This is a genomic window from Bradyrhizobium sp. UFLA06-06 (genome assembly GCF_054820065.1).
Genome location: NZ_JADFUD010000019.1, coordinates 1 through 22,863, shown reverse-complemented (window position 1 = coordinate 22,863; position 22,863 = coordinate 1). Strand labels below are relative to the sequence as shown.

Sequence of the window (22,863 nt, the reverse complement as noted above, 5' to 3'; positions counted from 1 at the left end):
AGCATGGCATCCCCGGCAGGCGCCGCGGCGTGTCCGGCCTGGCGCGATCCGGCGCGCTGGCAGACCGCGACCGATGTGGTCGCGGTCCTGATTGCGCTGTCGCTGCCGTGGTCGACCTCGCTGGTCGGCATCTTCGGCGTGGTGCTGCTGATCGCGATTGCGCCGACGGTCGATCTGAAGGCGTTCTGGGCGCTGCTGAAGCGGCCGATCTGCCTGGCGCCGGTCGCGTTGTTTTGCCTCGCGCTTGTCGGCACGCTCTGGTCGGACGCCGCCTGGGGCGCGCGATTCTACGCGGTCGGACCGACCGCAAAGCTCCTGGTGCTTCCGGTCCTGCTCTATCATTTCCAGCGCTCGGCCCGCGGGACTTGGGTGTTTGTCGCCTTTCTGGTCTCCTGCACGCTGTTGATGCTGATGTCCTGGCTGGTGCTTGCCTATCCGCACCTCGCGCTGAGGGCGCCCGCGCCTGGCGAGCAGGGCGTCTTCGTCAAGAACTACATCGACCAGAGCCAGGAATTCACGTTGTGCGCGGTCGCGCTGGCCTATCCGATCGTGATGCTGCTGCGGACCAAACGCATCCTGCCGGCCATGTTGCTGATCGCGATTGCGCTCAGCCTGTTCGCCAACATGGCGATGGTGGTGGTGTCGCGCACTGCATTGGTGACGGTTCCGATCATGTTCGCGGTGTTTGCGCTGCTCCATCTGCGCTGGCGCAGCATCGTCCTGATCCTTTGCGCGGCCGCCGCGTTAGCCGTGGTGGCGTGGTACGGCTCAGCGCAATTGCGCTCGACGGCGGAGTCATTCGAGCGCGACTACAAGCTCTACATGCAGCGCAACGAGCCGACCTCGCTCGGCTTGCGGCTCGAATTCTGGCGCAAGTCGCTCGGCTTCTTCGCCGAGGCTCCGGTCATCGGCCACGGCACCGGCGCGACGCGGGGCCTGTTCGAGCGCGTCGCGAAGGGTGGTGTGACCCAGGCTTCCGGCGAAGTGATCGGAAACCCCCACAATCAAACGTTGAACGTCGCCGTGCAGTGGGGCATTGTGGGTGTAGCGATACTGTACGCGATGTGGCTCCTGCACCTTTTGCTGTTCCGCGGCGGCGGTCTCGTCGACTGGATCGGGCTTCTCGTCGTGGTACAGAATATTTCTAGTTCGTTGTTTAATTCACACATCTTCGACTTTCATGAGGGCTGGATGTATGTGCTGGGCGTCGGAGTTGCGGGCGGCATGGCGTTGAAGGGGCAATTGGGGGCCGATATGGAACCCGAACCTCCTGCTCGTCCATGATCGCTGGCAAGGGCTCTGCAGATACGCTATCAGCCTGCCAATGTCCCATCGCGAACTCCCAGTTGCCGGCAACCCGTCCGTTAGATGACGCGCCTTTCACAATTCACCCTGCGCAATTTCCTGATTTTGGTGCATGACGCGCTCGCGACGACGTTTGCGTTGCTGGGGAGCTTCTATCTGCGTTTCGAGGGCAGCCTCCTTACCGATCGACTGCCGCATCTGCTGCTGATTCTGCCCTGGTTCGTGCTTTTCAGCGTTTTCGTCAGCTATTTCTCCAATCTGACCACGGCGAAATGGCGCTTCACCTCGCTGCCGGACGCGGTGAATATTCTGCGGGTTGCAGCTGTGCTGACGCTGGCACTGGTCGTGCTGGACTACGTCTACTTCTTCACCGGAACGAATTCGCAAAGCCCGGTGTTCCTCGGCCGGGTCACGATCATCCTGTTCTTCTTCCTCGAGGTGTTCGCGCTGAGCGCGTTGCGTCTCGGCTACCGCTATTTCCGCTACTCGCGCACGCGCCTGCATGCCCGATCCGACAATGCCGCGCCGGCGCTGCTGGTCGGACGTACGGCCGATGCCGAAGTCGTGCTGCGCGGCATCGAGAATGGCGCGATCAAGCGGCTCTGGCCGGTCGGCGTGCTCTCGCCGTCGGACGCGGACCGCGGCCAGATGATCCGCAACATTCCCGTGGTCGGCGGCGTCGACGACATCGAGGCGGTGATTCGGGATTTCGAGACCCGCCAGCGGCCGATCAAGCGCGTGGTCATGACACCGTCGGCCTTCGAACCCGAAGCGCATCCGGAAAGCGTGCTGATGCGCGCCCGGCGGCTCGGTGTGATGGTCAGTCGGCTGCCGTCGCTGGAGGGCGGCGACGCGCCGCGACTGACCAACGTCGCCGTCGAGGACCTGCTGCTGCGCCCGAGCCAGAAGATCGACTACGCGCGGCTCGAGACGCTGGTGAGGGGCAAGTCCGTCATCGTGACCGGCGGCGGCGGCTCGATCGGCGCCGAAATCTGCGAACGGGTCGCGACCTTCGGCGCGGCGCGCCTCCTGGTCGTTGAGAACTCGGAGCCGGCGCTCTATGCGGTCACCGAGGCGCTGTCGGCGCGCGACTCCGGTCCCGAGATCGAGGGCCGGATCGCCGATATCCGGGATCGCGAGCGCATCACGCGGCTGATGAGCGAGTTCAAGCCCGACATCGTGTTCCATGCCGCGGCGCTCAAGCATGTGCCGATCCTGGAGCGCGACTGGAGCGAAGGCGTCAAGACCAACATCTTCGGGTCGGTGAACGTGGCCGACGCCGCGCATGCCGCGGGCGCCAGCGCGATGGTGATGATCTCGACCGACAAGGCGATCGAGCCGGTGTCGATGCTGGGCCTGACCAAGCGGTTCGCCGAGATGTATTGTCAGGCGCTGGACCATGACCTGATGACCGAGGCAAGGGGCAAGCCGCACATGCGGCTGATCTCGGTGCGGTTCGGCAATGTGCTGGCGTCCAATGGATCGGTGGTGCCGAAATTCAAGGCGCAGATCGAGACCGGCGGACCGATCACGGTGACCCATCCGGACATGGTTCGCTACTTCATGACGATCCGCGAGGCCTGCGATCTCGTGATCACCGCAGCGACGCACGCCGTGACGCCGGCGCGGCCCGACGTCTCGGTCTACGTGCTGAACATGGGGCAACCGGTGAAGATCGTCGATCTCGCCGAGCGGATGATCCGTCTGTCGGGTCTGCAACCCGGCGTCGACGTCGAGATCGTGTTCAGCGGCATCCGTCCCGGCGAGCGGCTGAACGAGATCCTGTTCGCAAGCCAGGAGCCGACGCTCGAAATCGGCGTCGCCGGCGTCATGGCGGCCAAGCCGAACCAGCCTCCGATGTCGACGCTGCGCAAGTGGCTTGCGGCGCTGGAGGATGCGATCGAGAGAGATGACCGTGTGACCATCCGCGCCGTCCTTCAGGACGCCGTGCCCGAGTTCGGATCGAATGCCGCCTGACCGCGCCGTTCTGCGGACGCCGAGACAGGACCGTTTCGAAAGCCATTGATGCCTAGTTCTCGAAAAGTCGTGGTCGTCAGCCAGCACTATCCGCCGGACCACAGCACGACCGCCGCGATCATGTCTGCGATCGCCGAACGGATCGCGCAGGAGTCGGAGGTGATGGTGGTCTCCGGGATGCCGGGCTCGGCGCGGGCACCGGCGCCCGGGCGGCCCACCGTCGTCGAGATCAGGAACTGGCTGCCGGGAAAGGCGGCGCTGATCAAGCGCGCGCTGGCCGAGGCGCTGTTCACCGCCCGGATCTTCTTTGCGCTGTTGTCGCGCCTGAAGCGGGGCGATGTGGCGCTGACGGTGACCGCTCCCTTCGCGCTGCCCTATGCGGTTGCCGCCGCGGCAAGGTTGAAGGGGGCCAAGTCGGCGCTGATCCTGCACGACCTGTTTCCCGATGTGCTCGTGATGGCCGGGCTGCTGCGGCCGTCCTCGCTGGTCGCGCGGGCGATGCGCACGATCAATGCGCTGATGTTCCGAGCCCTGAACGCTGTCATCGTGATCGGCCGCGACGCCGAGAAGCTGCTGCTGCGATATGGCGGCATGACTCAGGACAAGATCAGGTTCATCCCGAACTGGGCCACGCTCGACCCCGGCAACCGTCCCGTCAGCCCCGACAATCCGTTTCGCAAGGCCATCGCCGCCCGCTTCGTCGTCGGGCTGTCCGGCAATCTCGGCTTCACCCACGATCCGGACATCGTGTTCGAGGCCGCGCGGCTGTTGCGTGACGAAGGCGAGATCCATTTCCTGCTCTCGGGATGGGGCATCGGCTTCGCGCGGCTCAAGGAGCTGCAGGCCACCGCGCGGCTTGCCAACGTCACGCTGGTCGACCGCGTCGCGGACAGCGAGCTGGATGCGCTGCTCTCCAGCGCGGACGTCTGGCTCATTCCCTATCGCAAGGACGTCGCCGGCGTGTCGGTGCCGAGCCGGTTCTATAATCTGCTCGCGGCCGGCCGGCCCGTCATTCTCGTCTCCGAGCCCGAGGCCGAGGCCGCGCTCACCGTCAGCGAAAACCGGCTGGGCTGGGTCGTCACGCCGGGAAGGCCCGATCAACTCGCCGATGCCATCCGCCTGGCGTCGCGATCGCAAGACGCTGCGATGGCCGAGCGCGCCGTCGCGACCGCGCGGACCTTCAGTCCGGAGCGGGCGCTGGCGAGCTATGCTGCGCTGGTCCAGGAGCTGCTATCCAATCGCGATGTGGAGCGGACGGTATGAATGACGGTCGCCGGACGGTTCTGGTCACGGGCGCCAGCGGCTTTGTCGGCCGCCATGTGGTGCCCGTATTGGCGCGCAACGGCTGGGTGGTGCGACGCGCGGTGCGAACCGCGCCGCAGGATGCGAACGACGTGACGATCGGCTCGCTCAGCCCGGTCACCGATTGGAGCGCCGCGCTCGATGGCGTGGACGCGGTGGTTCATCTTGCGGCCCGCGTTCACCAGCAGTCCGACGAACAGGCGATAGAGCTCTACCGCAACGTCAATATCGAGGGCACGCTGCATCTGGCGCGCTCCGCGGCCGCTGCCGGCGTGCGCGATTTCATCTTCGTCAGCACGATCCTGGTACATGGGCGCAGCAATTACGGGCGTCCTCCGTTTCGCGAGGACGATGTCCTGACACCGCGCGGCCTCTACGGAAACTCGAAGGCGGCCGCCGAGGTTGGCTTGAAGGAAATTGTGCCGGGCAGCGGCATGAGGGTGACCGTCATCAGGCCGCCGCTGATCTACGGCGCCGGCGCCAAGGGAAATTTCGCGTTGCTCAAGCGTGCCGTGATCAATCGCATGCCGCTACCGCTCGCCTATGTGAAGAATCGCCGCGCGTTCGTGTCGGCGGAAAACCTCGCGTCGTTCATCTTGCACCGGTTGTCGCACCCGGGAAGCGATTTCGACGTGTTCCTGGTGGCTGACCGCGAGCAGGTGTCGACGCGGGAATTCGTCGAGCGCCTGGCCCGGGCGGCGGATACCTCGCCGCGTCTGTTCTGGCTGCCGGCGCCGCTGTTGAAGATGGCGCTCGGGATCAGCGGCCGCAAGGAAGCCTATGACAGCCTGTTCGCCTCGCTCGAACTTGATCTTTCCAAGATCGCGGGCACCGGATGGCAGCAGCCGATCAGCCTCGACGAGGGGCTGCGGCGCGCGCTACGCCAAACGGATAGCTGAGCTGAGGCGATCAGAGCGGTCGCGAGAACCGCCGCAGCTGCCGGGCGACGGCGAGCGCACCGGCCAGCAGCAGCGCGATGTCTGCGGTGGGCGAATTGAGGGCGACCGAGGCGAATGCGAGCAGCGCCAGCACCGCGTTCAGCGCAAACACCTCGCCGACGACGCGCCACACCGTGAATCCGTTGTCGGTCGCGCGCTGGTAGAAGTGCGAGCGATGCGCGGCCCAGAAAGGCTCGCGCCGCGCCATGCGGCGAAACAGCGTGACCGTCGCGTCCGTCAAATAGTACAGCGGCAGCAGCAGCGCGGCGGCGAACTGCCGATGCAGGGCGAGCTCGAGCAGGCACCAGCCGAGCAGCAAGCCGATCGGCAGGCTGCCGACATCGCCGAGGAATATCCTTGCGACCGGTCGGTTGAACGGCGCGAAGCCGAGCAGCGCGCCGCACAGCGCTGCCGCGACCAGCGCGGGAGCTGCGGGGACATAGCCGAAGCTGCCGAGCAGGGCGATCGCCACGGTGATCGGCACGGCCTCGGCCGCGGTCATCAGGTCGAGCCCGTCCATGAAGTTGACGAGGTTCACGAACCAGAGGCCGGCGATCAGCAGCAGGCCGCGTTCGAGCCAGACCGGGCTGGCCGGAACCAGCCTGAGACCATCAGGCGCGGAAAACACCACGGCCGCAACGGCGGCGGCCTGCAGCAACAGCCGCGGGACGACGGGCAGCGAGCGGATGTCGTCGGCAAAGCCCACCACCGCAATGAACAGGCAGGCCGCGAAGACGATGAACGGAATCGTCAGGTCCTGCGATCCGGCCAGGACGATGACGATCCCGCCCGCCAGCAGCGTCGCCGCCGTGACCGCGATGCCGGCACCCTGCGGCGTCGGAATACGGTGCGACGAGCGCGCATTCGGCTTCGCCAGCGCCACACGCAGCAGCAGCGGCCGCGTCGCCTGGATCAGGACAGCCGAGATCGACGCAGCCAGGACCGCTGCGATCAATGACAGGAGGATTTCGAAAGCGCTCATTGTGGTCCGGCTATTGCGATCCCGGGATTCGCGGTTGCGATCCCGGGACTTCGATCGGTTCTGTGCCCTTGGCGGCCTTCTCCGGGCTCAGGATCCACACCAGGCCGCCAAACACGCCAACCACGAACGATACCGCGCCGAACAACAGCGAGATGTTGACGCCCTCATTGGCGATCAATCCGGCGTAGCCGAAGGCCAGCGCCATCGTGGCCTCGCGCACGCCCCAGCCCGCGATCGAGATCGGCATCATCGTGATCAGCATCACCGGCGGCAACAACTGGAAGATCTGGCCGAAGGTGACAGGGGCCGTGATCGACTTCACCACGCACCAGGCGATCACGACCGTCACCACGTGAATGGCGATCGAGAGGATTGCGACCCTCAATCCGCGCTTGCGGCTGAACAACACCCGGTTCGCGATGACAGCGCAGGCGTGGATGTGATGCGTCGCCCACCATTGCTTCAGCCAGGCCCACGGCAACACGCCGATCAGCAGGAAGCCAAATCCGGCCGCGAGTGCGGCGAGGTCGAGAAGCAGCAACGCCATCCGGCCGTGGGAATCGGAAATCAGCCGATAGCTCCAGGGCAGGGTGGCGGCGATGACGACGGCGAGGGCGATCAGTCCGATCGCGCGATCGACGAAAATCGAATAGGTGGCTGCGCGCCACCCCGCACCGGCGCGCGCGACGAGCCAAAGCCGGACCGCGTCGCCGCCGATCGAGGACGGCAGTGTCTGGTTGAAGAAGGTGCCGATCACGTTGAAGCGCATGGCCTGACCGGTCTCCAGCGGGGCGCCGCACTCCACGCTGATCTCCCGCCAGCGCAACACGCCGAGAAAGATCTGCAGGAACGTGACCGCGATCGCGAGACCGAGCCAGCCCAGGCTCTCGACCTGGATCCGGGAGGCGAGGTCGTACAGATTGACCTTGCGCAGCGAGAAATAGAGCAGCGCGGCCGAGATCAGGATCTTGACGGTCGAAAGCAGGATTCGGCGCATTTCCGTTCGCGCTGCCAGGTTTCAGAATGTGTCAAAAACAGCGCAAAACGCTTTCGCGCGCCCAAATTCGCCGCCTTGGTATGGTTTCCGCGCCGATCTGGCAATACCCGTACTGGTCCCTATTGCGGCAGGCGCGAAGGGGTGGCTAAAGAGGCCGGAACGGGGGACGGCCGGCCACTCACCGGGGATTTACGTTACCGGTAAAATCCGACCAGACGCGTGGGGGCGCGTGCTACTGCTTGGATAGTGCTTCCGAGGCAACAGGGCCGCCGGCTGCGACGGCCCGGGCCGATTTGGTGTGTCGTCCGCAGGCGGATAGGACAGATTTGCACGACAGGACTTGAGGCATCGATGGATCGACGAATTATTCCCCTGATCATGTGCGGCGGCGCAGGCACGCGCCTGTGGCCGGCGTCACGCGAGGTGCATCCGAAGCAGTTCCTGTCGCTGTTCGGGGCCCGCTCGACCTTCCAGGAGACGCTGCTGCGGGTCTCCGACGCCGGCCTGTTCGAGCGTCCGATCGTGATCACCAACGAGGCCTATCGCTTCATGGTGCTGGAGCAGCTGGCCGAGATCGGCCGTGAGGCCGACGTGCTGCTGGAGCCGATGCGCCGCGACTCGGGGCCGGCGATCGCGGCCGGTGCGGCGTTCGCGCAGAGCCGCGACAGCGAAGCGATCGTGCTGGCGCTGGCCGCCGACCATCTGGTGCGGGACACCGCGGCTTTCGTTGCCGCGTGCCGCGGCGGGTTGGTGGCCGCGGACGCCGGCCGCATCGTGACATTCGGCGTCAAGCCGGAGCGGCCGGCTACCGAATACGGCTACATCAATCCGGGTGAGGCGGTCGCCGGCGAGGTGCGCACGGTGGCGAAATTCGTCGAGAAGCCGGATGCCGCGACGGCGGCGGGCTATATCGATGCAGGCTATCTCTGGAACAGCGGCAACTTCATGTTCCGCGCCGGCGTGCTGCTCGACGAGTACCGCAATGTCGATGCGGACAGCGTGGCCTCGGTGGAGCAGTCGGTTGCGTCGGCGGCGCGCGATCTCGGCTTCGTCAAGCTCGATGCACAGGCCTTCGGCGCGGCGAAGGCGATCTCGATCGATTACGCCGTCATGGAGAAGACATCGCGTGCCGCGGTGGTGCCGGTGGCATGCGGCTGGTCAGACATCGGCTCGTGGCGTCAGGTCTGGGAGCTGTCGGACAAGGACAGCCTCGGCAACGCTGCGCGCGGCACTGCGGTGTTCGAGGACTCCCGCAATTGCAACGTCTCGACCGACCGGGCGCTGGTTGCGCTCGAAGGCGTCGATGACCTCGTCGTGGTCGCGACCCAGGACGCCGTGCTGGTGTCGCGCCAGAAGGACGCCAACGGGCTGAAGCGGCTGGTCGCGAAATTGAAAGTGGCGGCGCCGGAGGTGACCGAGAATCACATCAAGGTGCATCGCCCCTGGGGCTCCTATCAGTCGGTCGACAATGGCGATCGCCACCAGGTCAAGCGCATCGTCGTCAAGCCGGGCGGACGGCTGTCGCTGCAGAAGCACCATCACCGCTCCGAGCACTGGATCGTGGTGCGCGGCACCGCGCAGGTCACCGTCAACGAGCTGATCAAGACGGTGCACGAGAACGAATCGATCTACATCCCGATCGGCGCGGTGCACCGGCTGGAGAACCCGGGCAAGATCCAGCTCGAGCTGATCGAGGTGCAGACCGGCAGCTACCTCGGCGAGGACGACATCATCCGCATCGAGGATGACTATCGGCGCACCTGAGGCGAACGGGCCCCGCGCTCAAGATCGAGTCGCGGGCGATGTAACTCTTTGAATCAAAACGTGTCCGGATTTCGCCGTTGGCATTCGCCACATTTGTGACGCCGTGCTATAGCGGCTGCCAACGAAGCGGGTCGTGATTTGCGCCAAAGGCGCGGATCGGGCAGAGGGGCCTTGGTGCTGATTCCCTCGGAGCTGGGATGGCTCCCTGAGAAGCCGGGACAACCGCCAGAACGTTACTTGGGGTCTACGATATGAATGCAAAAATGTCCGCAGCGGGCGCGAAGGCCGATATCGGCCGCGCATTGCGCGTCGGCGTGATCGGCGCCGGCGTGATGGGCAGCAACCATGCCCGCGTGCTGGCCGGGCTGCCCGGGGTGCTGTTGATCGGCATCGTCGATCCGCTGCCGGAACATCGCACGCGCGCCATCGACCTCGTCGGCTGCCGCGCCTTCGAAAGCCTCGATCAGCTGTTCGCCGAGGGCATCGATGCGGTGACGATCGCAGCCCCCACCCATCTGCATCACGAGATCGCGCTCGCCTGCATCGCGCGCAACATTCACATCCTGGTCGAGAAGCCGGTCGCATCCACGGTCGAAGAGGGCCGCGAGATCGTCGCGGCCGCCGAGCGGGCCGGCGTCACGCTGATGGTCGGCCATGTCGAGCGTTTCAATCCGGCGGTCGCCGCGATCAAGAAGGCGATCTCGGGCGAGGACATCCTGTCGATCGGCATCACCCGGGTCGGCCCGTTCCCGCCGCGAATGTCCAATGTCGGCGTCGTGATCGATCTTGCCGTGCACGACATCGACCTGATCCGCTGGTTCACCGAGTCCGACATCGTCGAAGTGCAGCCGCAGCTCTCGAGCGCGGTCGCCGAGCGCGAGGATATCGCGCTGCTGCAGTTCCGTACCGCGTCCGGCGTGCTCGCCCACATCAACACCAACTGGCTGACGCCGTTCAAGGCGCGCAACGTGACCGTCGCAACCCGCGGCAAGTATGTGATGGGCGATCTGCTCACGCGTCAGGTCACCGAGTGTTTCGGCTTCAAGCCGGACGGCAGCTATTCGATGCGTCATCTGCCGGTCGGTCATGACGAGCCGCTGCGCGCCGAACTGATCGCCTTCCTCGATGCCGTGCGCGGCGGCAAGCTGCCGGCCGTGTCCGGCGACGAGGGCGTGGCGAGCCTCGAGATCGCGATCCGCTGCCTGGAATCGCCCGCCAGGCCCGCCGCCTCGACGATGCGCAAGGGGCCGCGCCGCATCGCCGGCTGATTGTCCATTCATTCAACACGTGCAAAGAGCTTCCATGAACCAGCATATGCAGCTTGAGCCCATTCCCTTCATCGATATCGCCGCGCAGCGCCGGCGGCTCGGCAAGTCGATCGATGACGCGGTCGCGCGCGTGCTCGACCATTGCCAGTTCATCAACGGTCCCGAAGTGACCGCGCTGGAGAAGGCGCTGGCGGATTATAGCGGCGCCAAGCATGTGGTCAGCTGTGCGAGCGGCACGGACGCGCTCTTGATGGTCCTGATGGCGAAGAATGTCGGGCCGGGCGACGCGGTGCTGTGCCCGACCTTCACCTTCTGCGCGACCGGCGAGGTCGTGACGCTGACCGGCGCGACGCCGGTTTTCGTCGATGTCGATGAGGAGACCTTCAACATCGACGTCAACTCGCTGAAGCGCGGCATCGCGACGGCGCGCGCGCGCGGGCTGAAGCCGGTCGCCGTGATCCCGGTCGACCTGTTCGGCCAGAGCGCCGATCACGATGCGATCGGCGCGGTCGCCGAGGCCGAGGGGCTTTTCGTACTTGACGATGCCGCGCAGGGCTTTGGCGCCACCTACAAGAACCGCAAGCTCGGCACTTTCGGGCTCGCGACCGGGACCAGCTTCTTCCCGGCCAAGCCGCTCGGCTGCTTCGGCGACGGCGGCGCGATCTTCACCGACGACGAGGAGCTCGCGCGCACCCTGCGCAGCATCCGCGTGCACGGCCAGGGCTCGGACAAGTACGACAATGTGCGGCTCGGCCTCACGGCGCGGCTCGACACCATGCAGGCGGCGATCCTGCTCGAGAAGCTGAAGATTTTCGACGACGAGATCGCGGCGCGCAACAAGGTGGCGGAGCGCTATTCGCGCGCGCTCGGCAACCTCGTCGCGGTGCCGCGCCTTGCGCCGGGCTGTACCTCGGTGTGGGCGCAGTACACCATCCGCCTGTCCGACGGCATCGATCGTGACACTTTCGCGGCGGCCCTGAAGGCGCACGGCGTCCCGACCATGATCTACTATCCCAAATCGGTGCACCAGCAGACGGCCTACAGCCACTATCCGGTTGCCGACGGCGGCCTGCCGGTCAGCGAGCGCCTGTCCAAGGACGTCATCGCCCTGCCGATGCACCCCTATCTCGACGAGGCGACGCAGGACCGCGTCATCCAGGCTGTGCGCAGCGCGCTACAGGCATGATCCCGAAAAGTGGCTTCCGGTTTTCGGGCAGGATCATGCCTAAATCGTTAACGGCCTGACAGGAAACTTTTTCGTACCGTAATCATGCGCTAGAAGCAGCGCATGCTTGGGCGCATCTTCACCGTCGGCGGCTATACCCTGCTATCGCGGGTCACCGGGTTCGCGCGCGACATCATGCTCGCGGCGATCCTCGGCGCCGGGCCGGTTGCCGACGCCTTCTTCGTGGCTCTGCGGCTGCCCAATCATTTCCGCGCGATCTTTGCCGAAGGCGCCTTCAACGCCGCCTTCGTGCCGGCCTATGCCCATGTCCATGGCGAGCGCGGTGAGGCGTCGGCGCGGCTGTTCGCCGACCGCATCTTCACGCTGCTGTTCGCCTCGCAGGTGATCCTGCTGGCGGTGGCGATGGCGTTCATGCCGCAGGCGATGAGCATCCTCGCGCCGGGCTTCACCGAGGACGCGGCGCAGCGCAAGCTCGCGATCGAGCTGACGCGGATCACCTTTCCCTATCTGCTGCTGATCACGCTGGTGACACTCTATGGCGGCATGCTCAATGTGATGCATCGATTCGCCAGCGCGGCCGCGGCGCCGATCTTCCTCAACCTTGCCATGATGATGACGCTGGCGCTCGCGGCGTTCTTTCCGAGCGCCGGCCATGCCGCGGCCTGGGGCGTGCTGATCTCGGGCTTCCTGCAATTCTTCCTGCTCGCCGGCGACCTGGCGCGCCACGGCGGCCTGCCGCGGTTCGCGCCCTTGAAGCTCGACGAGGACGTTCGCGGCTTCTTCCGCGCGCTGGGGCCGGCGACGCTGGGCTCGATGGGCACGCAGGTCGCGCTGTTCGCCGACACCATCATCGCGACCTTCCTCCCCGCAGGCGCGCTGTCGGCGCTGTATTATGCCGACCGCCTGAACCAATTGCCGATCGGCGTGATCGGGATCGCAATCGGCACCGTGCTGCTGCCGGAGATGTCGCGGCGGCTGAGCGCAGACGACCACGCCGGCGCGATGGCCGCGCAGCGCCGCGCCTTCGATTTCACGCTGCTGTTCTCGGTGCCGTTCGTGGCGGCGTTCCTGACGGTCGCCGATCCGATCATGCGCGCGATGTTCGCCCGCGGTGCCTTCTCCAAGGCCGATGCCGCAAGTGCCGGCGCCACGCTCGCGGCCTATGCGGTGGGGCTCATTCCGTTCGTGATGATCCGCAGCGCGGTTGCGACCTTCTACGCCCGCAAGGACACCGCAACGCCGGTAAAAGCGGCGCTGACCGGGGTCGCGGTCAACGTCGCGCTGAAGATCGCGCTGGTCGGCACGCTGGCGCAGGTCGGGCTCGCGCTCGCGACCGCAATCGGGGCCTGGGTCAATCTGCTGCTGGTGCTGATGTTTGCCGTGCGCCGCGGCTACCTCGCGCTCGATCGCGCGCTGATCCGCTCGTTCGGCACCTTCGCGCTGTGCGGCGTGCTGCTCGCGGTCGCGCTGTGGCTGACCTCGCATTTCGCGGTGGTGTGGTTCGCGCCGATGCAGATCTTTCGCGACGAACTGATCCTGCTGCTGCTGATTGCGGTCGGCGTCTTCGTCTATGCCCTCTCGATCCTCACGCTGTTCGGCCGCGGCTGGCTGTTCGCGCTCCGCCGCGTATAGTTTTACCTGTCAAATCAAATGCATAGGAGGCGGCTGTGTGATAGCGCCGCGCGCGGCGGAAAGCGGTTTGCGCTTCGCTGACAACCACGCCAATATGCATGCAAACAACCAAGGCAATTGGAGAGACGATGGCAGCTCCCATCAAATTCGGCGTCGGACAAAGTGTGCGGCGCAAGGAGGACGACGCTCTGATTCGCGGCAGGGGCCGCTACACCGACGACGTTGCACCGTCTCCCGCATTGCACGCGCTGATGCTGCGCTCGCCGCATGCGCACGCGACCTATACGATCGATGCCGGCAAGGCCCGCGGCATGCCCGGCGTGGCGCTGATCCTGACCGCGGCCGACGTCGCCGAGCTCGGCGGCCTGCCGTGCCTGTTCAATCTCGAAACCGATCCGTTCACCGCACCGCCTTATCCGATCCTCGCCAAGGACGAGGTGCGCCATGTCGGCGACGCGGTGGCCTTCGTGGTCGCCGATACCGTCGATCATGCCCGTGACGCGATCGAGGCGATCGACGTCAAATGGACGCCGCTGCCGGCGGCGGTCGGCCTCGTCAATGCGGTGAAGAAGGACGCGCCGCAGGTCTGGCCGGATAAGCCCGGCAATGTGCTGTTCGACGTCTCGATCGGCGACAAGAAGGCCGCCGAGGACGCGTTCGCCAAGGCGCATGCGGTGGCCGAGATCACCATCGTCAATCCGCGCGTCATCACCAATTTCATGGAGACGCGCGCCGCGGTCGCGGAATATGACGCCAAGAAGGACCATCTGACGCTGACGATCGGCAGCCAGGGCAGCCACCGCCTGCGCGAGATCCTCTGCGACATGATCCTGAAGATGCCGAAGGAGAACATGCGGGTGATCTGCCCGGATGTCGGCGGCGGTTTCGGCACCAAGCTGTTTCCCTATCGCGAATATGCGCTGATCTCGGTCGCCGCGCGCAAGCTCAAGAAGAGTATCAAATGGACGGCCGAGCGCTCCGACCATTTCATGGGCGACGCGCAGGGCCGCGACAATCTCACCACCGCGAAGATGGCGCTCGCCGAGGACGGCAAATTCCTCGGCATGGATGTCGACCTGATGGGCGACATGGGCGCCTATCTCTCGACCTTCGCGCCTTACATCCCGCATGGCGGCGCCGGCATGCTGCCGGGCCTCTATGACATCCAGGCCTTCCACTGCCGGGTCCGCACCGTGTTCACCAACACGGTGCCGGTCGATGCCTATCGCGGCGCCGGCCGCCCGGAGGCCGCCTATGTCATCGAGCGCCTGGTCGATGCCGCCGCGCGCAAGCTCGGCATGACGCCGGACGCCATCCGGCGGAAGAATTTCATTCCGCCGAAGGCGCTGCCGTACACGACAGCGACCGGCAAGGTCTACGACTCCGGCGACTTCGTCGCGCATATGAAGCGCGCGATGGAAATTGCCAACTGGAAGGAGTTTCCGAAGCGCGCCAAGGCCGCCAGAAAGGACGGCCTGGTGCGGGGCATCGGCATGGCGAGCTATGTCGAGGTCTGCGGCACCATGGGCGAGGAGACCGCCAATGTGGCGCTCGATCCCAATGGCGATATCTCGGTCCTGATCGGCACGCAGTCGAGCGGGCAGGGCCACCAGACCGCCTATGCGCAGATCGTCGCCGAGCAGTTCGGCGTGCCGCCCGAGCGCGTCCATGTGCTGCAGGGCGATACCGACAAGATCGCGACCGGCCTCGGCACCGGCGGCTCGGCATCGATCCCGTCCGGCGGCGTCAGCGTGCAGCGCGCGACGCATGATCTCGGCAACAAGCTGAAGGAGCTTGCGGCGCAGGCGCTGGAAGCCGGCGCCGGCGATCTCGAGATCGCCGACGGCCGCATCCGCATCGCCGGCACCGACCGTTCGATCAGCTTTGCCGATCTCGCCAAACGTCCCGGCGGCGATACGTCGAAGATGAATGCGAGCGCGACCTTCGCCAGCGCCGACGGCACCTATCCGAACGGCACCCATCTCGCCGAGGTCGAGATCGATCCCGCCACCGGTATCATCAAGATCGTCGGCTACGTCATCGTCGACGATTTCGGCGTCACGCTCAATCCGCTGATGCTGGCGGGCCAGGTTCATGGCGGCGCGATGCAGGGCATCGGTCAGGCGCTGATGGAGCAGGCGGTGTACAGCCCGGCCGACGGTCAGCTCGTCACCGGCACCTTCATGGACTACGCGCTGCCGCGCGCCTCCGACGGGCCGTCCTTCGTGTTCGAGACCCATAACGTGCCCTGCACGACCAATCCAATGGGCGTGAAGGGCGCGGGCGAGGCCGGCGCGATCGGCTCGTGCCCGGCGGTCGTCAACGCGATCGTCGAGGGGCTGCATCGCGAGTACAAGATCGACCACATCGACATGCCGGCGACGCCGGAGCGGGTCTGGGTCGCGATCCGCGAGGCGCAGCGCCGCCATAATCTGTAACGGGAATCCGCGCGGGAATAAAACCTCGCACTCGGGTTCCTATCGAGAAGCCGTGACTCGCGCGCGCGGGTCACGGCGTTGCTTCGAAACGCTCGCAGGACGGAGAATTCACCGATGAAGCGGATTGTTGTTGTTGTGGGAGGTCTGCTGCTCGGCGCCGGCGCCGTGATGGCCGATCAGAAGATCGCTGTCGAGCAGGACAACCTGATGCGGGGGCAGGCGAAGAGCATGTACGATGTGATCGGCAAGATGGTGAAGGGCGATATCCCCTACGACCAGGCGGCGGTGGATGCGGCGATCGCCGACCTCGAAGCGAGCGTGCCCAGGATCCCGACAGTGTTTGCGACGAATCCTAAGGAAGATGTCAAAAACGCGACCTACGGATCGTCGCCGAAAGTTTGGAAGAGCAAGGCCGATTTCGACTCCAAGGTGCCTCCGGTGTCCAAGGCCATCGCGGACGTCAAGGGCAAGATCAAGGATATCGATGGCCTCAAGGTCGCCTTCAAGTCGATCAACGACCGCTGCTCGGACTGCCACGAGGTGTATCGTGTCAAGCTGAAGTGATTCCGCGGGGACGCGATCCCTGCGGCAGCAGCTGTGGGCGTGAGGAGCAGGCGAGTTGAAAGAGGGCGGATGCCGCGGCATCTGCCCTCTTTCTTGTCGGCCTGCGTTTGAAGCTTACTTCGTCACCTGACCGCGGATCTCACCGCCCGGGTTGGCCGCGGTGTGAACGTTGACATAGTACTTGCCGGCGAGGAGATCGGCGGCCTGCGCGTCGGTCAGCGTTGCGCTGCCTTCGACCGGGCTCGACGTCGCGTTCGGGATCGCGACTGCGACACCGGAATTCTTGCCGGCCTCGGCGGGGCCGTGGAAATGCGCGGCGGTGACCGGGCCCGAGAGGCCGGAATAGGTCACCTTCCAGCTCAACTTCTTGCTGGCGGCATCGTAGTCGATGTCGGCGGTGCCGGTGCCGGCGCTGGTATTCGGCGGCACTTCGCTCTTGCTATCCAGCTTCGCCGTGAACTTCTCGGCAAAGGCCGGACCGGCGAGGGCGATGGCGGCGCCGAGCGTCAGCGTGGCAAGCAAGGTCTTGTTCGACATGGTTCTCTCCCCTTTGACGTCACAGGATGGTTGCAATCTTCAAACAGCAGCTTTTCGGATTTATTCCCCAAATGATCGTGGGTGCGGCAAATTTGATGCGAGCTTGTCCGACTGGTTGCCATCATACTGGTCCATGAACTGACGCGACCAATGACGGATCGGTGAATGCTGCGACGAATTTTCCTCCTGGCGATTCTAGCCGGCGTAATCGGCGTTGGCGTGTTCTGGTGGCTGACGATCCCCGCGACCGTTGCCGCCGACGCGCTGCCGGCCTTTCAGCCTGACCTGGCCAACGGCCTCACAACGTTCAATGCCGGAGGATGTTCCTCCTGCCATGCCGTGCCGAAGCAGGACGACCGCACGAGGCTCGGCGGCGGGCTCGCGATCACCTCGCCGTTCGGCACCTTCTATGCGCCGAACATCTCGCCCGACCCGAACGACGGCATCGGCCGCTGGAGCGAGGCCGATTTCGTCACGGCGGTCATGAAGGGCACCTCGCCATCGGGTGCGCACTATTTCCCGGCGTTTCCGTACCCGTCCTATCAGCACGCCAAGGTCAGCGATGTGCGCGACCTGTTCGCCTATCTGAAGACTTTGCCGCCGGTCGCCGGCAAGGTGCGCGACCACGATTTGCCGTTTCCGTTCAACATCAGGCGCAATGTCGGCGTCTGGAAATTGCTGTTCATGAACGGCAAGCCGTTCATCGCGGATGCAAGCCGCTCCGCGCATTGGTATCGCGGCGCCTATCTCGTCAACAGCTTCGGCCATTGCGCCGAGTGCCACAGCCCGCGCAATGTCCTCGGCGGCATCGTCACCGCGCAGCGCTTTGCCGGTGGTCCGAATCCGGAGGGCGAAGGCTGGGTGCCCAACATCACGCCGAGGGGGATCTCGGACTGGAGTGTGAAGGATATTGCCTATTTCCTCGAGAGCGGCCAGACGCCGGACGGCGATAGCGCGGGCGGATCCATGGTGCGCGTGATCCGCAATACCTCGCAACTCTCGTCGTCCGACCGCGATGCGATCGCCGAGTACATCAAGTCGCTGCCGCCGGTCGAGGGACCGCCGAAGCCGGTGAAGAAGGAGAAGGAGAAGGAGTCGTAAAGCCGGATGAGCTTTGGTTGAACCGGCTCGCCGCGGTTTCGGTTCACCTCTCCCAAGGGAGAGGTGAACTTTCGACGCCGTTCAAGCTCGACCCAATCACATCATGCGCTCGTGGGCGCGATCTACTTTGCGCCGAACGCCTTGAAGGTGATGATGGTGAGCGTGTCCTGGATGCCCGGGATCACCTGAACCTTCTCGTTGATGAAATGGCCGATGTCGGTGTCGTGGTCGACGTAGAACTTGACCAGGAGGTCGTAGTTGCCCGCGGTGGAATAGATCTCGGACGCAATCTCGGCCTCCGCCAGCGCGTTGGCGACGGTGTAGGACTGGCCGAGCTTGCATTTGATCTGGACGAAGAAAGGAACCATCAAAGTCGTCTCCGGGGATTTCCGCGACTATAGGCCCAAAACGGGCGGCCAAGGCAAGGGGACAAGAAGCGGGCAAGGCAGCGTCAAGGCAAGGCCAACGCGCGGTAAAGTCAGGCGAACTTGCCGTCGATCCGCGGCCGGGCTAGGACAGGCCATGGTCTTGTTCGCGATGGTCGCATTCGTATCAACTGCCGGTGCTGCACGATGACGCCGGTCGCGCTCACCATTGCCGGCTCCGATTCCTCGGGCGGGGCGGGCATCCAGGCCGACCTCAAGAGCTTTGCCGCGCTCGGAGTCTATGGCGCCTCCGCGATCACGGCGCTGACCGCGCAGAACACCAAGGGGGTCAGCGGCATCCATCCGGTACCCGCTTCATTCGTCACCGCCCAGATCGACGCGGTGTTCTCCGACCTCGAGGTCGGCGCGGTCAAGATCGGAATGGTGGCGCAGGCCGAGACGATTGCGGCGATCGCCGATGGGCTGAGGCGCTGGGCGCCGCGCCATGTCGTGCTCGATCCGGTGATGGTCGCAACCTCGGGCGATCGGCTGCTTGCCGCCGAGGCGGCCGATGCGCTGAAGACCCTGCTGTTTCCGCTGGCCTCGCTGATCACGCCGAACCTGCCGGAAGCGGCGGCGCTGCTCAATGAGCCGGTCGCCGCAAGCGAAGCCGACGTCGAGCGACAAGGCAAGCGATTGCTGGCGATGGGATGTCGCGCGGTGCTGGTCAAGGGCGGCCACGGCCACGGCGCCGACAGCATCGACTATCTGATCGATGCCGAGCACAGCATCGCGCTGGCTGCGCCGCGCATTGCGACCGCCAATACGCACGGCACCGGCTGCTCGCTGTCCTCGGCAATCGCAGCAGGGCTCGCGACGGGCGAGAGCATGGAGACCTCCGTGCGCAACGCCAAGGCCTGGATCACCGAAGCAATCGCCGCTGCCGATCGTTTTGCCATCGGCCACGGCCATGGGCCGGTGCATCACTTTCACAAATATTATTGAGGCTCTTGTAGCCCGGATGGAGCCAACGGGTCGCGCGAACGCGCGCCCGATGACAGGCTCCGCGAAATCCGGGGCTGCACTTTCCGCGGATGCAGAACCCCGGATTACGCTTCGCTTCATCCGGGCTACGCTTCATCGCCGCTTCGAATTCGCCTCGTTCCGCCGCATTACGCAGGCCACACAACGCCTCTTCCACACAGCCGCGGCCGCCGATGTCGCCAGATTGTCGCACGCTGCTGTTATCCGCAGGGCAGGGGCGTACTGCTGATTCTCGTTAACTGTTTGTGGGGCCTTGGGTCGCGGGGATCGTCATCGCCTTGTCACAGGAATCTGTTAGGTGCACAGGCATGGGAAGTGACTCCTTGAGTGAAGAAAGTCCCGAGCGGCACTTTCGCACTTTGTTTATCTCCGATGTCCATCTCGGAGCCCGCGGTTCGCAAGCCGACCGCCTGCTGGACTTCCTCCGCTCTCACGATGCCGACACGATCTACCTCGTTGGTGATATCGTCGACGGCTGGGCGCTGAAGTCGAACTGGTACTGGCCGCAGACCCATAACGATTTCGTGCAGAAGATGCTGCGCAAGGCGCGCAAGGGCGCCAAGGTGATCTACGTCCCGGGCAACCACGACGAGTTCCTGCGCAAATATTACGGCACGCATTTCGGCGGCATCGACGTGGTGGAGAACACCGTTCACACCGGCGCCGACGGCAAGCGCTACCTCGTGATCCACGGCGACATTTTCGATCTCGTGGTGCAGAACGCGCGCTGGCTCGCCCATCTCGGCGACAAGGCCTACGACTTCGCGATCCAGATGAATCGCTTCGTCAACTTCTTCCGCAAGATGTTCGGCGTGCCGTACTGGTCGCTGTCGCAATGGGCCAAGCTGAAGGTCAAGAAGGCAGTGAACTATATCGGCGCGTTCGAGGCGACGCTTGCCGGCGAGGCGCGGCGCCACGGCTGCGACGGCGTGATCTGCGGCCACATCCACTACGCGACGATTCATGACGAGCACGGCATCCGCTACATGAATTGCGGCGACTGGGTGGAGAGCTGCACCGCGCTCGCCGAGCATGAGGACGGCCATTTCGAGATCATCACCTGGACCGACCCGGTGCGCCGGATCGCGCCGGTTCCGCGAGTGACGGCACGCGCTGCATGACGCATATCCTGGTCGCGACCGATGCGTGGCATCCCCAGGTCAACGGGGTTGTCCGCACGCTGACCATGATGGCACAGGCGGCGAAATCGCTCGGCGTCGAGGTGAGCTTCCTGACGCCGGACGAGTTCCGCACGTTCGCGATGCCGAGCTATCGCGATCTCCGGCTGGCGCTGCCCTACCGGGCCAAGGTCGCAAGTCTGATCGAGGCGGCGAGGCCCGACAGCATCCATATCGCGACCGAGGGCCCGATCGGGCTTGCGGTGCGCCGCTATTGCCGCAAGCGCGGCCTGCCGTTCACGACGAGCTTCCATACCCGCTTCCCCGAATACGTCTCGGCGCGGACGCCTGTCCCGGAGGCCTGGGTGTGGCGGGCGCTGCGCTGGTTCCACAGGCCGAGCCGGGCGGTGATGGCGGCGACCCCGGCGCTGGCAGCCGAGTTGCGTCAGCGCGGCTTCCGCAACGTGGTGCTGTGGTCGCGCGGCGTCGATACCGCGCTGTTCCATCCGCGCGACGTCGATCTCTGCCTGCCGCAGCCGGTCTATCTCAGCGTCGGTCGGGTGGCGGTGGAGAAGAACCTTGAGGCCTTCCTTGATCTCGATTTGCCGGGAACCAAGGTCGTGGTCGGCGACGGCCCGGCGCGGGCGGCGCTGGAGCGAAAATATCCGGACGCCGTGTTCCTCGGTGCCCGCCATGGGGAAGAATTGGCTGAGATCTACGCCGCGGCCGATGTGTTCGTTTTCCCGAGCCGGACCGATACGTTCGGTCTGGTGCTGCTTGAAGCGTTGGCGAGCGGCCTGCCGGTTGCCGCTTTTCCGGTCACCGGTCCCCGCGACGTGATCGGCGCGGCGCCGGTCGGTGTGCTTGACGAGGATTTGCGCCATGCCTGCCTGGAAGCGCTCAGCATCCCGCGGCAGGCCTGCGTCGATTTCGCCGCGCTCCACACCTGGCAGGCGTCCGCCCGGGTGTTCATCGACCGTTGCATGAACGTCCGTCCCGCGCCGCCGGATGGCGAGGGGGAGGCGTTCGAATTCGGTGCCGAAGAGCACCATTTCGCCGTCCTGCCGACACCACAGCCAAACTCACGCTAGTTGGGTCACGCTAAAGCGTCTTGCCCGCCAGCCCGTCGCCGCGATACAAATCGCGAATGACGGACACCGTTCTCAATCCACCCGTCGCTGCCGCGGACATCGATGCCGCCGCAAGGGTGGTCGCGCCGTTCGCGGTGCGCACGCCGCTCCTGACCTTCCCCGTTCTCAACGAACGCGTCGGCACCCAGGTCTTCCTCAAGCCCGAAATGCTGCAGCGGACCGGATCGTTCAAGTTTCGCGGCGCCTTCAACAAGCTTGCCTCGATCCCGCAGGACAAGCGGAGCGGCGGCGTCGTCGCGTTCTCCTCGGGCAACCACGCCCAGGGCGTCGCCGCGGCGGCCAAGATCCTCAACATGCAGGCGACCATCGTGATGCCTGCGGACTCGCCGATCACCAAGCGCGAGCGCACCAAATCCTATGGCGCCGAAGTCGTGCTCTACGACCGCGATCGCGACGACCGCGAGGCGATCGCCAACGGCATTGCCGGCAAGCGCGGCGCGACCTTGGTGCGCCCCTACGACGATCCCTTCGTGATCGCGGGCCAGGGCACCGCCGGCCGCGAGATCGCCGAGGACATGGCCGCGCTCGGACTGACGCCGGACATCGTGGTCGCGCCGGCTTCAGGCGGCGGATTGATCGCCGGCGTCGCAACCGCGGTGAAGGCGAAATATCCGCAGGCCCAAGTGATCGTCGCCGAGCCCGCGGGCTATGACGATCACGCCCTGTCACTCAAGGTAGGACATCGCGAGGCGCATCCGGTCGCGGCGCGGACCATCTGCGATGCGCTGATGGCGATGATACCGGGCGAGCTCACCTTTGCCATCAACAGCAAGCTGCTGGCGAACGGTGTCAACGCCACCGATGACGAAGTCGGCGCCGCCGTTGCCTTCGCCTATCGCGAGCTGAAGCTCGTGGTCGAGCCCGGCGGCGCGGTCGGGCTCGCCGCGCTGCTTGCGGGACGGATCGACGCCAAGGGCAAGAACGTCGTCATCGTGCTCTCGGGCGGCAATGTCGACACCGACCTGTTCGCGAAACTCGTTGCCTGACACCGGGTTAGGCACAGATGCTGCCGCGGTACATGAGCCGGCTCACGTTGCGCGTGCGGTCCATGGAACATGAATGCTTCGCGCGCCTCGCGTCGTGCGCGGGTCAAGCCCGGCAATGAGAGGATATGAAAAGTCTAAAGCGTGATGGCATTAAGTTCGATAGCCTGAATTTTTGAGGTAGTTGGCACATTCCTCGGAGGTGAAGGCG

At 65.3% G+C, this 22,863-nt stretch carries 19 protein-coding genes; 15 read left to right on the top strand and 4 right to left on the bottom strand.

Annotation, left to right across the window (positions count from 1 at the left end; all coding sequences use genetic code 11):
• Positions 1-3: 3 nt before the first annotated feature.
• The 4 genes from IF803_RS17985 (at position 4) to IF803_RS17970 (ending at position 5,483) form a co-directional block, all read left to right on the top strand.
• Positions 4-1,284 carry an O-antigen ligase family protein gene (locus tag IF803_RS17985; RefSeq protein ID WP_461192976.1) on the top strand — a complete coding sequence of 427 codons (1,281 nt, stop codon included), beginning with the start codon at positions 4-6 and terminating at the stop codon, positions 1,282-1,284.
• A gap of 84 nt (positions 1,285-1,368) precedes the next feature.
• On the top strand, positions 1,369-3,282 hold the full coding sequence (locus IF803_RS17980; RefSeq protein WP_028341618.1) for a nucleoside-diphosphate sugar epimerase/dehydratase: 1,914 nt from the start codon (positions 1,369-1,371) through the stop codon (positions 3,280-3,282).
• A 48-nt stretch (positions 3,283-3,330) separates the two neighbouring features.
• A complete protein-coding gene (locus tag IF803_RS17975; protein ID WP_461192975.1) occupies positions 3,331-4,545 on the top strand; it encodes a glycosyltransferase family 4 protein in 1,215 nt (404 codons plus the stop codon).
• Complete coding sequence (locus IF803_RS17970) at positions 4,542-5,483, top strand: NAD-dependent epimerase/dehydratase family protein (RefSeq protein ID WP_028341620.1); 942 nt, start codon at positions 4,542-4,544, stop codon at positions 5,481-5,483. Before IF803_RS17975 ends, IF803_RS17970 begins: the two co-directional genes overlap by 4 nt.
• A gap of 10 nt (positions 5,484-5,493) precedes the next feature.
• On the opposite strand, the gene IF803_RS17965 is transcribed toward IF803_RS17970, so the two are convergent.
• Together IF803_RS17965 and IF803_RS17960 are read right to left on the bottom strand one after the other, a co-directional pair.
• Positions 5,494-6,504: an MraY family glycosyltransferase gene (locus IF803_RS17965; RefSeq protein WP_461192974.1), complete on the bottom strand. Its 1,011-nt coding sequence runs from the start codon at positions 6,502-6,504 to the stop codon at positions 5,494-5,496.
• A gap of 10 nt (positions 6,505-6,514) precedes the next feature.
• Positions 6,515-7,501 (bottom strand): lysylphosphatidylglycerol synthase transmembrane domain-containing protein, encoded by a 987-nt coding sequence (locus tag IF803_RS17960; protein ID WP_461192973.1) that lies wholly within the window; start codon positions 7,499-7,501, stop codon positions 6,515-6,517.
• A 351-nt stretch (positions 7,502-7,852) separates the two neighbouring features.
• Between IF803_RS17960 and IF803_RS17955 the strand changes: the two genes are divergently transcribed.
• The 6 genes from IF803_RS17955 (at position 7,853) to IF803_RS17930 (ending at position 16,353) form a co-directional block, all read left to right on the top strand.
• The gene (locus tag IF803_RS17955; protein ID WP_028341623.1) at positions 7,853-9,265 is read left to right on the top strand and encodes a mannose-1-phosphate guanylyltransferase/mannose-6-phosphate isomerase; all 1,413 of its coding nucleotides are present in this window, start codon (positions 7,853-7,855) and stop codon (positions 9,263-9,265) included.
• A gap of 263 nt (positions 9,266-9,528) precedes the next feature.
• Positions 9,529-10,533, top strand: a complete 1,005-nt coding sequence (locus tag IF803_RS17950) for a Gfo/Idh/MocA family oxidoreductase (protein WP_141713452.1) — start codon at positions 9,529-9,531, stop codon at positions 10,531-10,533.
• Positions 10,534-10,567: 34 nt separating this feature from the next.
• Positions 10,568-11,719 carry a DegT/DnrJ/EryC1/StrS family aminotransferase gene (locus IF803_RS17945; protein ID WP_461192972.1) on the top strand — a complete coding sequence of 384 codons (1,152 nt, stop codon included), beginning with the start codon at positions 10,568-10,570 and terminating at the stop codon, positions 11,717-11,719.
• A gap of 102 nt (positions 11,720-11,821) precedes the next feature.
• Positions 11,822-13,351 (top strand): murein biosynthesis integral membrane protein MurJ, encoded by a 1,530-nt coding sequence (gene murJ, locus IF803_RS17940; RefSeq protein ID WP_304496183.1) that lies wholly within the window; start codon positions 11,822-11,824, stop codon positions 13,349-13,351.
• A gap of 128 nt (positions 13,352-13,479) precedes the next feature.
• On the top strand, positions 13,480-15,789 hold the full coding sequence (locus tag IF803_RS17935; RefSeq protein WP_461192971.1) for a xanthine dehydrogenase family protein molybdopterin-binding subunit: 2,310 nt from the start codon (positions 13,480-13,482) through the stop codon (positions 15,787-15,789).
• A gap of 114 nt (positions 15,790-15,903) precedes the next feature.
• The gene (locus IF803_RS17930; protein WP_028341628.1) at positions 15,904-16,353 is read left to right on the top strand and encodes a cytochrome c; all 450 of its coding nucleotides are present in this window, start codon (positions 15,904-15,906) and stop codon (positions 16,351-16,353) included.
• Between the two features lie 114 nt (positions 16,354-16,467).
• Here the strand turns inward: IF803_RS17930 and IF803_RS17925 are convergent, their stop codons facing one another.
• Positions 16,468-16,890, bottom strand: coding sequence for a CHRD domain-containing protein (locus IF803_RS17925; RefSeq protein ID WP_028341629.1), 423 nt, complete (start codon positions 16,888-16,890; stop codon positions 16,468-16,470).
• Between the two features lie 165 nt (positions 16,891-17,055).
• Here IF803_RS17925 and IF803_RS17920 point away from each other — a divergent pair, with 165 nt between their 5' ends.
• Entirely contained in the window at positions 17,056-17,991 is a 936-nt protein-coding gene (locus IF803_RS17920) for a c-type cytochrome (protein ID WP_461192970.1), read from the top strand.
• 122 nt (positions 17,992-18,113) lie between these two features.
• Here IF803_RS17920 and IF803_RS17915 read toward each other — a convergent pair whose 3' ends face one another.
• Positions 18,114-18,359, bottom strand: coding sequence for an Lrp/AsnC ligand binding domain-containing protein (locus tag IF803_RS17915; protein WP_016845986.1), 246 nt, complete (start codon positions 18,357-18,359; stop codon positions 18,114-18,116).
• Positions 18,360-18,563: 204 nt separating this feature from the next.
• On the opposite strand from IF803_RS17915, the gene thiD reads away from it, so the two are divergent.
• The 4 genes from thiD to IF803_RS17895 all read left to right on the top strand — a co-directional run bounded on the left by thiD (position 18,564) and on the right by IF803_RS17895 (position 22,655).
• A complete protein-coding gene (thiD, locus tag IF803_RS17910) occupies positions 18,564-19,361 on the top strand; it encodes a bifunctional hydroxymethylpyrimidine kinase/phosphomethylpyrimidine kinase (RefSeq protein WP_461192969.1) in 798 nt (265 codons plus the stop codon).
• A 347-nt stretch (positions 19,362-19,708) separates the two neighbouring features.
• Positions 19,709-20,521 carry a UDP-2,3-diacylglucosamine diphosphatase gene (locus IF803_RS17905; RefSeq protein WP_026193024.1) on the top strand — a complete coding sequence of 271 codons (813 nt, stop codon included), beginning with the start codon at positions 19,709-19,711 and terminating at the stop codon, positions 20,519-20,521.
• Positions 20,518-21,609 carry a glycosyltransferase family 4 protein gene (locus IF803_RS17900; RefSeq protein ID WP_461192968.1) on the top strand — a complete coding sequence of 364 codons (1,092 nt, stop codon included), beginning with the start codon at positions 20,518-20,520 and terminating at the stop codon, positions 21,607-21,609. The genes IF803_RS17905 and IF803_RS17900 overlap by 4 nt, the downstream gene beginning before the upstream one ends.
• A 56-nt stretch (positions 21,610-21,665) precedes the next feature.
• A complete protein-coding gene (locus IF803_RS17895; RefSeq protein ID WP_461192967.1) occupies positions 21,666-22,655 on the top strand; it encodes a threonine/serine dehydratase in 990 nt (329 codons plus the stop codon).
• Positions 22,656-22,863 lie beyond the last annotated feature (208 nt).

Coding starts and splice junctions, on each gene's coding strand:
- IF803_RS17985 (WP_461192976.1), top strand. CDS start 4: ATGGCATCCCCGGCAGGCGCCGCGGCGTGTCCGGCCTGGCGCGATCCG.
- IF803_RS17980 (WP_028341618.1), top strand. CDS start 1,369: ATGACGCGCCTTTCACAATTCACCCTGCGCAATTTCCTGATTTTGGTG.
- IF803_RS17975 (WP_461192975.1), top strand. CDS start 3,331: ATGCCTAGTTCTCGAAAAGTCGTGGTCGTCAGCCAGCACTATCCGCCG.
- IF803_RS17970 (WP_028341620.1), top strand. CDS start 4,542: ATGAATGACGGTCGCCGGACGGTTCTGGTCACGGGCGCCAGCGGCTTT.
- IF803_RS17965 (WP_461192974.1), bottom strand. CDS start 6,504: ATGAGCGCTTTCGAAATCCTCCTGTCATTGATCGCAGCGGTCCTGGCT.
- IF803_RS17960 (WP_461192973.1), bottom strand. CDS start 7,501: ATGCGCCGAATCCTGCTTTCGACCGTCAAGATCCTGATCTCGGCCGCG.
- IF803_RS17955 (WP_028341623.1), top strand. CDS start 7,853: ATGGATCGACGAATTATTCCCCTGATCATGTGCGGCGGCGCAGGCACG.
- IF803_RS17950 (WP_141713452.1), top strand. CDS start 9,529: ATGTCCGCAGCGGGCGCGAAGGCCGATATCGGCCGCGCATTGCGCGTC.
- IF803_RS17945 (WP_461192972.1), top strand. CDS start 10,568: ATGAACCAGCATATGCAGCTTGAGCCCATTCCCTTCATCGATATCGCC.
- murJ (WP_304496183.1), top strand. CDS start 11,822: ATGCTTGGGCGCATCTTCACCGTCGGCGGCTATACCCTGCTATCGCGG.
- IF803_RS17935 (WP_461192971.1), top strand. CDS start 13,480: ATGGCAGCTCCCATCAAATTCGGCGTCGGACAAAGTGTGCGGCGCAAG.
- IF803_RS17930 (WP_028341628.1), top strand. CDS start 15,904: ATGAAGCGGATTGTTGTTGTTGTGGGAGGTCTGCTGCTCGGCGCCGGC.
- IF803_RS17925 (WP_028341629.1), bottom strand. CDS start 16,890: ATGTCGAACAAGACCTTGCTTGCCACGCTGACGCTCGGCGCCGCCATC.
- IF803_RS17920 (WP_461192970.1), top strand. CDS start 17,056: ATGCTGCGACGAATTTTCCTCCTGGCGATTCTAGCCGGCGTAATCGGC.
- IF803_RS17915 (WP_016845986.1), bottom strand. CDS start 18,359: ATGGTTCCTTTCTTCGTCCAGATCAAATGCAAGCTCGGCCAGTCCTAC.
- thiD (WP_461192969.1), top strand. CDS start 18,564: ATGACGCCGGTCGCGCTCACCATTGCCGGCTCCGATTCCTCGGGCGGG.
- IF803_RS17905 (WP_026193024.1), top strand. CDS start 19,709: ATGGGAAGTGACTCCTTGAGTGAAGAAAGTCCCGAGCGGCACTTTCGC.
- IF803_RS17900 (WP_461192968.1), top strand. CDS start 20,518: ATGACGCATATCCTGGTCGCGACCGATGCGTGGCATCCCCAGGTCAAC.
- IF803_RS17895 (WP_461192967.1), top strand. CDS start 21,666: ATGACGGACACCGTTCTCAATCCACCCGTCGCTGCCGCGGACATCGAT.